Source organism: Staphylococcus sp. HMSC065D05 (assembly GCF_001813195.1).
GTDB lineage: Bacteria > Bacillota > Bacilli > Staphylococcales > Staphylococcaceae > Staphylococcus > Staphylococcus epidermidis.
Window position 1 is genome coordinate 59,159 of the sequence record NZ_KV811746.1, and the last position, 11,651, is coordinate 70,809.

Below are 11,651 nucleotides of genomic sequence, written 5' to 3' on the forward strand. Positions count from 1 at the left end.
TTTATATTTTTGAAGAAATTCAAGATCCACAAGGTAACATTTGGTGTAGAACATATTCGCCTAGCAATAACGGGTGGGTGCATAAGCACACTATTGAAGTAGAAGAAGAATATAAATAATTAAAAGGGTAGCCATTTTTTTGGTTACCCTTTTTTTATGTTTGTTAATTTATAAATGTTTGTTTTTATTAATAATGGGTATAATATAATTTAAAAATAAAGGGGTATGTCGATGAAAAGTTATTTACAAGAATTCCACATATTAATAAAATATATATTGTTTATATTTTATGTAATTTCATTTGTGTTCATTTCATATAATTTTAATAAATTGTTTATCTTGTTTATAAATAAAATTATTAAACCTATTTTTATTGAAAATGTTGAAACTTCTTTAGCTGTATTGGCTATTTACATTGGATCCATTATAATAGTTTCATTTATATTTGATCTCTTATATTTTATAATGGTGCATAAAATTTATGATAATTTTTACAATCTATCGCCTTTTTTGACTCTTTTAACTGGCTTGTATACTACATTTATATCGATGTTTAATTTTCCGAAATTATTTTTGGAAAATCATAATAAAGAATTTAAGAAAAACTTACCAATAGCTATGGAACCATGGAATAATCATTTCTTTGTTATTTTTTTATTTCTAGTTATAGCAACATTTACATTAAATTTCTTGAAGTCTCGACAAGATATAAAAGAGAAAGAAGCAAAAAAATATTTAATATATAGAGAAATTCAAATAGAAAAACCTAAATATAAATATATAGAAAAAACATCTTATAAAGAGGGGAATTATAATGAAAAAATTAGAAGATGATGTATTACTTAAAGATTTAGATTGGTATGAAAATTGTATTTATAAAATTGAGTATGTAAAATATGAAATTGAATTACTAAAGAAAAAAGAGAGATTAAATGCTTATGATCAACTAAAGATTAATACGTTACTACATACTTTAAATTCACCATTAGAATATGCATTATCTCAATTTTATAAGAAAGAAAACTATGGTAGTAATGTACCTAATAATACAAAAAATCTAGATGATGCAAATTATAGAAAAAGGATTGAAAATAAATTCAAACATACTATTGACGATAAATTATTTAACATAATCAAAAATTTAACTCAAAATGTTTTATACCAAAATCTTAATGATATGAATAATAATGAAAAACATAATTTTATTAATAAGCATTCTAAATATGTAACTAGAACAACAGAACGTGCAACGTACCCTAATGGAATAATTATTAAAGATTTTACTTCAACACAAAAAGTTGATTATGGAGAAAATTTGAATGAGAGTATTAAGAGTGATGTAGAACCGATTTATCACTCAGGTGAACATTATGAAGAAGAATATATTTTTATAGAAAACGGAATGGAAGTATTCCGATTTTTAGGAGATGTAACTTCATTGGTGACTGATTTTGTAGAAAACATTAAACAGTATTTAGATGAAAAAAGCTCGTAATAATTTACGAGCGAGAAACTAATTATATAATGGTAGAAACTAGTTTTAAAATTTTGGTCACGATATGGTCACGAAGTTTAAATAAGTGTTGATACATTAATGTTTATAAAGGGAATTTATCCCGACCACCGGTATAAATTCAAATTTTTTTAGAGTGAAAACATTGTAAGTTTAATGTTTTCACTTTTTTTATTTTTTAAGAGCTAATTGTTATTTATCATTTGATAGTCTCTAAAATTTTATAAATAAGTAAGTTACTAATAATTGTGTCCAAATTCTTATAAAAAATATTTAAATAAATAAGTATAATATTTAATAAAATGCAAACAGATAGGATTTTTATTTTAACATTTAGGCATTTAATCACATATTTTTTCAGTTTATATATATAATTTAATTATAACGGCTGTTATTAAAAAATAATTTTTATAATTTTTGGAGGTTATCATATGAAAAAGAGATTTTTATCTATATGTACAATGACAATTGCAGCGTTAGTAACTACTACAATGGTAAATACTTCTTATGCAAAAACCGATACACAAAGCCATAATCATTCCTCACTTGGCACAGAAAACAAAAATGTTTTAGATATTAATAGTTCGAGCCATAATATTAAACCAAGTCAAAATAAAAGTTACCCAAGTGTAATATTGCCTAATAATAATAGACATCAAATTTTTAATACTACACAAGGTCATTATGATGCTGTTAGTTTTATTTATATACCAATAGATGGTGGATATATGAGTGGTTCAGGTGTTGTTGTAGGTGAAAATGAAATATTAACTAATAAACACGTCGTTAATGGAGCTAAGGGTAATCCAAGAAATATTAGTGTCCATCCTTCAGCTAAAAATGAAAATGACTATCCTAATGGCAAATTTGTGGGTCAAGAAATCATACCGTATCCTGGTAATAGTGATTTAGCAATCTTAAGAGTGTCACCGAACGAACATAATCAACATATTGGGCAAGTAGTTAAACCTGCAACTATAAGTAGCAATACAGATACTAGAATTAATGAAAACATCACTGTTACTGGTTACCCTGGTGACAAACCGTTAGCCACAATGTGGGAAAGTGTAGGTAAGGTTGTCTATATTGGTGGCGAGGAATTAAGATATGACCTAAGTACTGTAGGTGGAAACTCTGGATCTCCAGTATTTAATGGTAAAAATCAAGTTATTGGAATACATTATGGTGGCGTAGATAATAAATACAATAGCAGTGTTTATATAAATGATTTCGTTCAGCAATTCCTAAGAAACAATATACCTGATATAAATATTCAATAATTAAATTTAGTTTTTATAATATATATAGTGTATGCATCCATTGGTTAAATGTACAATTTAACCTTGGATGCTTTTTTTATCTAATAAGTAAATGTTAAATATTATCCGTATATAAGAATAATTGCTCACTTTTCTTTAATTATTGACATGAAATTTGATATTAAATGATTGTTTATATTTCGTTTCTATAATACGATTAATTTAATGTTTTAAATGGAGGTTTAACATGAGTCATTCGCAAATCAATGGAAAGCGATTTTTTAACAACATTTTGAATGCAGTAGGTGCAGGTGTAGTTATTGCATTATTACCTAATGCCTTATTAGGTGAATTATTAAAATTCTTTAAAGAAGGTAATCATGTACTAGAAACGATTTTTCAGCTAGTAACAATCATACAATCTTTTATGGCTTTTATTATAGGAGTTCTTGCTGCGCACCAATTTAAATTTAAAGGTACAGGTGCTGCAATAATTGGTATTTCAGCAATGCTAGGTTCTGGAGCAGTACACTATAATGGACAAACAATTGAATTAAAAGGAATTGGAGATATTATAAATGTAATTTTAGTAGTTATATTAGCTTGTTTCATTTATATGTTTTTAGAAGGTAAATTAGGTTCCTTAGAAATGATTATTTTACCCGTTTTAGTTCCTGTAATTAGTGGATTAATAGGGTTATTAACATTACCTTACGTTCAAGTCATTACGCAGTCACTAGGAAAATTAGTAAACAGGTTCACAGAATTAAATCCATTATTAATGTCTATATTAATTTGTGTAACATTTTCTTTATTAATGGTAACTCCAATCTCGTTAGTTGCTATAGCAACAGCAATTAATCTTACTGGTTTAGGAAGTGGTGCTGCAAATATGGGAATAGTTGCAGCTTGTGTAACCTTTTTATTTGGATCTTTAAGAGTTAATTCTCTAGGAGTTAACGTGGTATTACTCATAGGTGCTGCTAAAATGATGATTCCTGTTTACTTAAAGCATTTAATTATAGCTATTCCATTGACAATTAATGGAGTCATATGTGGTATAGTTGCATATATTTTAAAAATTAAAGGGACTGCACTATCTGCTGGTTTTGGTTATACTGGACTGGTTGGTCCCATCAATGCATTAAACCGTATGTCGGGAAATCCATCTATGAATATTATTTTATTAGCTATTGGATATTTCGTTATACCATTTGTAGGTGCCTTTATTGTACATAAAATTTGTAAAAAAGTATTAAGTACTTACAGTGATGAGATTTATAAATTTGAAATCTCAAAAGATTAATTTTAATTATTATATTAGGAATTAGTGTATGATATATAACAAACTCTTTGTTTTTTCTTAAGTTATAAGCTGAAATTTGAATAACTTAATGAACATATTTATTAAGTTTAGATAGCATAAAATACCCGAGATACTCAATGTCTCGGGTATTTTTTTATACAATATTTGGAAATCTAATTGCGCACGTATGAGTATTTATGTATAATAATGTATAATTATTAAAAAGGAGGTTAAAACAATGAAGTGTTTGTTCAAAATGTTATCAATCATAATATTAATGTTAAGTACTTTCACGTTATTTATCAGTTCGAGTACATATGCAAATGAAGATGAAAATTGGACTAAAATTAAAAATCGAGGAGAACTAAGAGTTGGATTATCAGCTGATTATGCACCTTTAGAATTTGAAAAGACGATACATGGTAAAACTGAATATGCAGGTGTAGATATAGAATTAGCTAAAAAAATTGCGAAAGATAATCATTTAAAGTTAAAAATTGTAAACATGCAATTTGATAGCTTATTAGGTGCACTTAAGACCGGTAAAATCGATATTATCATATCCGGTATGACGACAACTCCCGAACGAAAAAAAGAAGTGGATTTTACAAAACCTTACATGATTACAAACAATGTGATGATGATTAAAAAAGATGAAGCAAAACGTTATCAAAATATCAAAGATTTTGAAGGCAAAAACATAGCTGCACAAAAAGGAACAGATCAAGAAAAAATTGCACAAACTGAGATTGAAGATAGTAAAATTTCTTCGCTCAATAGATTACCTGAGGCTATATTATCTTTAAAAAGTGGAAAAGTAGCGGGTGTAGTTGTTGAAAAACCAGTAGGTGAGGCCTATTTAAAACAAAATTCTGAACTAACATTTTCAAAGACTAAATTTAATGAAGAAAAGAAACAAACATGTATAGCTGTTCCTAAGAACTCTCCTGTACTTTTAGATAAGTTAAATCAAACAATTGATAATGTAAAAGAAAAAAATTTAATTGATCAATACATGACAAAAGCAGCCGAAGATATGCAAGATGATGGAAATTTTATTTCTAAATATGGCAGTTTTTTTATTAAAGGAATTAAAAATACTATTTTGATTTCATTAGTAGGTGTGGTATTGGGGTCTATTTTAGGCTCTTTTATAGCTTTATTAAAATTAAGTAAAATTAGACCATTACAATGGATAGCAGGTATATACATAGAATTTTTAAGAGGTACTCCAATGCTTGTGCAAGTGTTCATTGTATTTTTTGGGACTACTGCAGCTTTGGGGTTAGATATTTCAGCTTTAATTTGTGGTACTATTGCGCTTGTTATAAATTCTTCAGCCTACATTGCTGAGATTTTTAGAGCTGGTATTAATGCTGTAGATAAAGGACAAACTGAAGCTGCTAGAAGTTTAGGAATGAATTATAGACAGACTATGCAATCAGTAGTTATGCCACAGGCAATTAAGAAAATTTTACCTGCTTTAGGTAATGAATTTGTAACCTTGATTAAAGAATCGTCTATAGTTTCCACAATTGGAGTGAGTGAAATCATGTTTAATGCACAAGTTGTACAAGGAATATCTTTTGATCCATTCACACCATTGTTAGTTGCAGCATTACTATATTTCTTACTTACATTTGCACTTACACGTGTTATGAATTTTATTGAAGGGAGAATGAGTGCCAGTGATTAATATTAAAAATTTAAATAAAAAATTTGGAGCAAATGAAGTATTGAGAGATATTAATCTTACTGTTGATAAGGGTGAAGTGGTTGCAATAATTGGACCATCTGGAAGTGGTAAAAGTACTTTACTCCGTTGTATGAATTTGTTAGATGTACCTTCAAAAGGTAAAGTTATATTTGAAGATAATGAATTAACCCAACATAATGTTCAATTAGATAATTTACGACAAAAAATGGGTATGGTATTTCAAAATTTTAATTTATTTCCTCATAAAAAGGTCATTGAAAATGTAATGTTGGCACCACTTTTATTACATAAAGCTAGTAAAGATCAATTAAAAGAGAAAGCTTTATATTTACTTGAAAAAGTGGGGCTTAAAGATAAAGCAGATTCATATCCTAATCAACTGTCTGGAGGTCAAAAACAAAGAGTTGCTATTGCAAGAGCTTTGGCAATGGAACCTGATGTTATGTTATTTGATGAACCAACTTCTGCACTTGATCCTGAAGTAGTAGGGGATGTTTTAAAAGTAATGAAACAATTAGCGAATGAAGGTATGACAATGGTGATTGTCACGCATGAGATGAACTTTGCTAAAGAAATAAGTGATAAAGTGGTATTTATGGCCGATGGTGTTGTGGTTGAATCTGGTACACCACAAAACATATTTGAAAATCCTCAACACAGTCGAACTCAAAATTTTTTATCACGAGTGTTATAAAATTTATTTTCGAATGATAAAAGTTAAAGTTTACTATTCTCAGTTAGCGAATTTGTTATAGTGACATTATTTTAAACTTTTAAAAGAGAATTAGTATATCATAAAAATACTTATAGAAGTTTGGAAACAAATACTTTTCTCAAGATTGAATTAATAAATAGTGTTAAAGTTATCTAAAACATGCATTTTTAAATCTAAATAGCGATAAGCTACACAATTTTGAAAGCCTATGATAATGATTTATATCATAGGCTATAATTTTTAATCATCACAATATTATGCCAACTCTGATACATAATCTTATGTTAGAATAGCATATGTTAGAATAGCATATGTAATTTTAAAAAGGTGGCAAAGCTTATGAACAATAAACTAAAAAAAGAAATTATAGACTTTGCTCATTCTATAGGCATTGATAGTATTGGATTTACAACTGCAGATCCTTTTGATGAATTGAAACAAAAATTAGAGGAATATCATGCAAAGGGGTATGCATCGGGTTTTGAGGAATCAAATATATCATTACGTACAGAACCTAAACTAAGTTTACCTAGCGCACGTTCTATCATCGCAATAGCTGTGGGTTATCCTAATAAACTTAAAGGTGCACCAAAAAGTGTTAAAGGTGATCGTCGAGGCATGTTTGCTAGGGCATCATGGGGCCAAGATTATCACAGCATTATGCGTAAGAGACTTGATAAATTAGCTGATTTCATCAAAGAAAAAGTACCTGATGTCGAAATCCAATCTATGGTGGATACTGGTGTATTGTCAGATAGAGCAGTAGCAGAAAGAGCTGGGTTAGGATTCACGGGTAGGAATGGATTTGTGATTTCTCCGGAATTAGGGACTTGGTCTTACCTAGGTGAAATGTTAGTAAGTATACCGTTTGAACCTGATGATCCATTATTAGATAGTTGTGGTGACTGTACAATTTGTGTTGATCGCTGCCCAACAGGTGCACTTGTTGGAAATGGTCAGTTAAATAGTCAAAAATGTATTAGTTTTTTAACTCAAACTAAAGGTTATCTTCAAGATGAATATCGATATAAAATTGGAAATAGATTATATGGGTGTGATACGTGTCAACAAGTTTGTCCTAAAAATCGTGGTATCAATACTCAGCATGATGATATTGTCTTGGAACCGGAAATTTTGAAGCCACGTCTTGTACCTTTACTTCAAATGAGCAACAAGAAATTCAAAAGTACATATGGACATTTAGCAGGTGCTTGGAGAGGTAAAAAACCAATACAAAGAAATGCTATTATAGCTTTGGCACATTTTAAAGAAGAAAGTGCTATACCAGAACTAAAAGAAGTTGCATTAAATGATCCAAGACCTATGATTAGAGGTACTGCATATTGGGCAATTGGACAAATTTTAGACGATGATGCTATACCTTTTATTGATGCGCATTATGAAAATGAGATTGAAGAAGTGCAGATCGAAATGAAAAAAGGTTTGCAAATGAGGAGAGAACAAAAATGACGAATCATATTGTACTATATCAGCCAGAAATACCAGCAAATACAGGAAATATTGCACGTACTTGTGCAGGGACTTTAACCCATCTTCATCTAATTAAACCACTCGGCTTTAGTACAGAAGACAAAATGTTAAAACGTGCAGGACTTGATTATTGGGAGCATGTTAATATTACATATCACGATAGTATTGAAGAATTTTTTGCTAATACAGAAGGTCACTACTATTTATTAACAAAATTTGGTAAACAGACCTACAGCGATTTTAATTTTTCTAATACTAATGAGGATTATTATTTTATCTTTGGTAAAGAAACTACTGGTCTTCCTGATTGGGTTAAGGAGAAATATGCAAAAACAGCTCTAAGAATTCCAATGAGTGACAATATACGTTCTCTTAATCTTTCTAATACTGCTGCTTTACTGATTTACGAAGCTTTGAGACAACAAGATTATCCTAACCTTTCATAATTAATGTTAATAGATAAAGTAAATGCAAGATAAACCCAAGAAATGTTATATTAATTGTGAACCAATAAAAAATAATAGTTTGATAATTAATACAAAGGGTATACTTTAAATTAAATCGACTTAATTAAAAGAGCAAACTTAGAGGAGTGTAGTTAACATGGCAATGAATTTTAAAGTATTTGACAATAGTGAAAAAGTAGCAGAATATACTGCAGATATTCTACGTAAGCAGTTTAATAATAATCCAACTACTATTGCAGGATTTCATTTGGGCAAAGAACATGCACCAGTGTTTGATGAACTTAAGAAAAATGTGGAAAATCATGCAGTTGATTTCAGTCAAATAAATATTTTAGATTATGATGATAATCATTCTTATTATGAGGCTTTGGGTGTGCCAACAGGCCAAATTTATTCAATTTCTTACGAAAATGATGCAATTGACTTTATCTCAGATAAGATTAAGACTAAAGAAAATAAGGGAAAACTGACAATGCAAGTCCTTACGATTGATGAAAATGGCAAACTTGACGTTAGCGTTCGTCAAGGTTTGATGGAAGCTAGAGAAATTTTCTTAGTTATTACCGGTGCTAATAAACGCGATATGGTAGAAAAACTTTACCGTGAAAATGGTAAGACTAGTTTTGAACCATCGGATTTAAAAGCACACCGTATGGTCAATGTTATCTTAGATAAAGAAGCGGCTGCAGGTTTACCTGAAGACGTAAAAGAGTACTTCACTGCACGTTTTGCATAAAATAAATTTGTGAGGGATAAATGATGGCGAACAAAAAAGATTCCAAATTAAATTATCATGAAGAAGAAAACGCTATGGTGACTGACTTAGATGATTTAAAAGAATTAGGAAAAGAAATGGAACAGATTTCACAGGAAAATGATGAAGAAAAATTAAATCAACCTCATGATAACGAAGTTCGTTCAGATTTTAAAAATAGTAAATAGATTTTATATAAATCCAGTAGCTTATCAGTATGTTAAGTTATTGGATTTTTATATTTTATTATCTTTCACACGATTTGTTATATAAATATTCACTCCTTTTGATTGGTTATGATATGATACTTACAGTCATTAACACAAGGAGATTAATTAAATGTTAAGAAAATACTGGATTCACTTTGTTATAGTTACTGTTATAGTGAGTTTATTATCTATAAAAGGTTTTCCACTTGCTTTAGGCGCTTTATACTTGCCACTATTGTTCAAAATTGTACAACTTCAACTTAATTTATCAAAAGGTATTATTGATAATGTCAATGCACATACTTTTATAAAAAGTAATCAGTCTGGTGTGATGATTAGTGTGGTTTGTTGTCTATTAATAACGGGAGTTTTGACATACACCTTGGATGATTTTTATAATGAATTACCAGGATTTTTAGGTGTTTTAGTAAGTATAAGTCCTGTTACTCTCACTATAGGCGTGATACTATTTGTTTTAACAGCAATTGCTATTGTTCAGGCTACTAAAGCAAAATATCAACAACCTAAGAATTAAATAAGTAAGAAATATTTTAATATATGAGTCCTAAATGAGCATGAAAAAATTCATTTAGGACTCATTTTTATTTTATTAGGAAAATATTCTTTTAAATGAAAACGGTTTATTTCAACATTGCTCATCTAATTTAAATAGTGCTATACTACAATTAAACAAAGAACAATAGGGGGAGCGATATAAATGTCAGTCAGAATTGAACATGATACATTTGGAGAAATTGAAGTACCAGAAGACAAATATTGGGGTGCACAGACTGAAAGAAGTAAACGAAACTTTCCAGTTGGCAAAGAGCATATGCCTATAGAAGTCATTTACGGATTTGCTCAACTAAAAAGAGGTGCGGCCTTAGCAAATCATGAATTAGGAAAATTGAGTGATGAAAAAAAGAACGCCATCGTTTATGCTTGTGATCGTATTTTAAATGGAGAACTAGACGATCATTTTCCACTTGTTGTTTGGCAAACAGGTAGTGGTACACAAAGCAATATGAATGTTAATGAAGTCGTAAGTTATGTAGCTAATGAATACCTTAAGAAACATGGAAGCAAGGAAGCTATTCATCCAAATGATGATGTAAATAAATCTCAAAGTTCAAATGATACATTTCCTACAGCCATGCATGTCGCATTGTTCCATGAAGTTGAAACTAAGTTAGAGCCAGCACTTAACCATTTACGTCAAACTTTTAAAGAAAAAGAAGACCAATATCAATCAATCATTAAAATTGGACGCACACATTTGCAAGATGCAACGCCTATTAAACTAGGTCAAGAGATAAGTGGTTGGCGCTATATGTTAGAAAAATGTGAGCAATTACTATCAGAATCAAAAAAGCATATTTTAAATTTAGCAATTGGTGGCACTGCAGTAGGAACGGGAATTAATGCTCATCCAGAATTTGGTCATAAAGTAGCTAAATATATTTCCAAAAACACAGGGTATGCTTTCGTATCATCTGAAAACAAATTTCATGCTTTAACTTCTCATGATGAGATTGTACAATTACATGGTACATTAAAGGCGCTAGCGACAGATTTAATGAAAATTGCAAATGATATTAGATGGCTAGCCTCTGGACCGCGTGCAGGTCTTGCTGAGATTTCAATTCCAGAAAATGAACCCGGATCTTCTATTATGCCAGGAAAAGTAAATCCAACACAATGTGAAATGTTAACTATGGTAGCAGTACAAGTCATAGGGAATGATACGACGGTAGGTATCGCAAGTTCACAAGGTAATTTTGAACTAAATGTATTTAAACCGGTAATTATGCATAACACTTTACAATCTATCTACTTATTAGCAGATGGAATGAATACCTTTAATAAAAACTGTGCAATTGGTATTCAACCGATTGAAGAAAACATTAATAATTATTTAAATCAATCATTAATGCTAGTTACGGCTCTGAATCCTCATATTGGATATGAGAAAGCAGCTCAAATAGCTAAAAAGGCACACAAAGAAGGACTTACTTTAAAAGAATCTGCAATAGAAAGTGGATATGTAACTGAATCACAATTTGAAGAGTGGATAAAACCAGAAGATATGGTAGACCCACATTAATTTTCTAGATTATAAAAATTACGGTTAAAAATAAATCTTTACGATTTGAGTTGGACAATAAAAGTGGTGCAAAATTGAAAATGAGGCTGGGACATAATTCCTAGCAAAATAGCCAG

12 protein-coding genes and 1 pseudogene are annotated in these 11,651 nt (G+C 29.7%); all 13 read left to right on the forward strand.

The features are described 5' to 3' along the window. Nucleotides 1–119: pseudogene (locus HMPREF2897_RS12765) on the forward strand (N-acetylmuramoyl-L-alanine amidase); the annotation flags it as partial. Nucleotides 120–231: 112 nt separating this feature from the next. After that, nucleotides 232–834: a hypothetical protein gene (locus tag HMPREF2897_RS05315; protein ID WP_012112670.1), complete on the forward strand. Its 603-nt coding sequence runs from the start codon at nt 232–234 to the stop codon at nt 832–834. Further along, a complete protein-coding gene (locus HMPREF2897_RS13115) occupies nt 815–1,495 on the forward strand; it encodes a hypothetical protein (RefSeq protein ID WP_256276781.1) in 681 nt (226 codons plus the stop codon). Before HMPREF2897_RS05315 ends, HMPREF2897_RS13115 begins: the two co-directional genes overlap by 20 nt. Nucleotides 1,496–1,944: 449 nt before the next feature. Next, nucleotides 1,945–2,793, forward strand: coding sequence for a trypsin-like serine peptidase (locus HMPREF2897_RS05325; RefSeq protein WP_002491358.1), 849 nt, complete (start codon nt 1,945–1,947; stop codon nt 2,791–2,793). A 226-nt stretch (nt 2,794–3,019) separates the two neighbouring features. Beyond that, on the forward strand, nt 3,020–4,078 hold the full coding sequence (locus tag HMPREF2897_RS05330; RefSeq protein ID WP_002446768.1) for a PTS sugar transporter subunit IIC: 1,059 nt from the start codon (nt 3,020–3,022) through the stop codon (nt 4,076–4,078). A 277-nt stretch (nt 4,079–4,355) separates the two neighbouring features. Continuing rightward, on the forward strand, nt 4,356–5,774 hold the full coding sequence (locus tag HMPREF2897_RS05335; RefSeq protein ID WP_371091740.1) for an ABC transporter substrate-binding protein/permease: 1,419 nt from the start codon (nt 4,356–4,358) through the stop codon (nt 5,772–5,774). Then, complete coding sequence (locus HMPREF2897_RS05340) at nt 5,767–6,489, forward strand: amino acid ABC transporter ATP-binding protein (RefSeq protein WP_070592783.1); 723 nt, start codon at nt 5,767–5,769, stop codon at nt 6,487–6,489. Before HMPREF2897_RS05335 ends, HMPREF2897_RS05340 begins: the two co-directional genes overlap by 8 nt. A 360-nt stretch (nt 6,490–6,849) precedes the next feature. After that, a complete protein-coding gene (gene queG, locus HMPREF2897_RS05345) occupies nt 6,850–7,980 on the forward strand; it encodes a tRNA epoxyqueuosine(34) reductase QueG (protein ID WP_002486481.1) in 1,131 nt (376 codons plus the stop codon). Continuing rightward, nucleotides 7,977–8,447 carry a tRNA (uridine(34)/cytosine(34)/5-carboxymethylaminomethyluridine(34)-2'-O)-methyltransferase TrmL gene (trmL, locus tag HMPREF2897_RS05350; protein ID WP_002446764.1) on the forward strand — a complete coding sequence of 157 codons (471 nt, stop codon included), beginning with the start codon at nt 7,977–7,979 and terminating at the stop codon, nt 8,445–8,447. The genes queG and trmL overlap by 4 nt, the downstream gene beginning before the upstream one ends. Before the next feature lie 157 nt (nt 8,448–8,604). Next, nucleotides 8,605–9,204, forward strand: a complete 600-nt coding sequence (locus HMPREF2897_RS05355) for a 6-phosphogluconolactonase (protein WP_002446763.1) — start codon at nt 8,605–8,607, stop codon at nt 9,202–9,204. Nucleotides 9,205–9,227: 23 nt separating this feature from the next. Then, nucleotides 9,228–9,410: an SAS053 family DNA gyrase inhibitor gene (locus tag HMPREF2897_RS05360; protein WP_002457885.1), complete on the forward strand. Its 183-nt coding sequence runs from the start codon at nt 9,228–9,230 to the stop codon at nt 9,408–9,410. A 151-nt stretch (nt 9,411–9,561) separates the two neighbouring features. Beyond that, nucleotides 9,562–9,966: a hypothetical protein gene (locus tag HMPREF2897_RS05365; RefSeq protein WP_002446761.1), complete on the forward strand. Its 405-nt coding sequence runs from the start codon at nt 9,562–9,564 to the stop codon at nt 9,964–9,966. 183 nt (nt 9,967–10,149) lie between these two features. Next, nucleotides 10,150–11,535, forward strand: coding sequence for a class II fumarate hydratase (gene fumC, locus HMPREF2897_RS05370; protein WP_070592784.1), 1,386 nt, complete (start codon nt 10,150–10,152; stop codon nt 11,533–11,535). The last annotated feature ends 116 nt before the right edge of the window (nt 11,536–11,651 follow it).

Bases quoted from the DNA above. Each gene is read 5' to 3' on its own strand.
- fumC (WP_070592784.1), top strand. From the start codon at position 10,150: ATGTCAGTCAGAATTGAACATGATACATTTGGAGAAATTGAAGTACCA.
- HMPREF2897_RS05355 (WP_002446763.1), top strand. From the start codon at position 8,605: ATGGCAATGAATTTTAAAGTATTTGACAATAGTGAAAAAGTAGCAGAA.
- HMPREF2897_RS05330 (WP_002446768.1), top strand. From the start codon at position 3,020: ATGAGTCATTCGCAAATCAATGGAAAGCGATTTTTTAACAACATTTTG.
- HMPREF2897_RS05335 (WP_371091740.1), top strand. From the start codon at position 4,356: ATGTTAAGTACTTTCACGTTATTTATCAGTTCGAGTACATATGCAAAT.
- HMPREF2897_RS13115 (WP_256276781.1), top strand. From the start codon at position 815: ATGAAAAAATTAGAAGATGATGTATTACTTAAAGATTTAGATTGGTAT.
- HMPREF2897_RS05315 (WP_012112670.1), top strand. From the start codon at position 232: ATGAAAAGTTATTTACAAGAATTCCACATATTAATAAAATATATATTG.
- HMPREF2897_RS05360 (WP_002457885.1), top strand. From the start codon at position 9,228: ATGGCGAACAAAAAAGATTCCAAATTAAATTATCATGAAGAAGAAAAC.
- HMPREF2897_RS05365 (WP_002446761.1), top strand. From the start codon at position 9,562: ATGTTAAGAAAATACTGGATTCACTTTGTTATAGTTACTGTTATAGTG.
- queG (WP_002486481.1), top strand. From the start codon at position 6,850: ATGAACAATAAACTAAAAAAAGAAATTATAGACTTTGCTCATTCTATA.
- trmL (WP_002446764.1), top strand. From the start codon at position 7,977: ATGACGAATCATATTGTACTATATCAGCCAGAAATACCAGCAAATACA.
- HMPREF2897_RS05325 (WP_002491358.1), top strand. From the start codon at position 1,945: ATGAAAAAGAGATTTTTATCTATATGTACAATGACAATTGCAGCGTTA.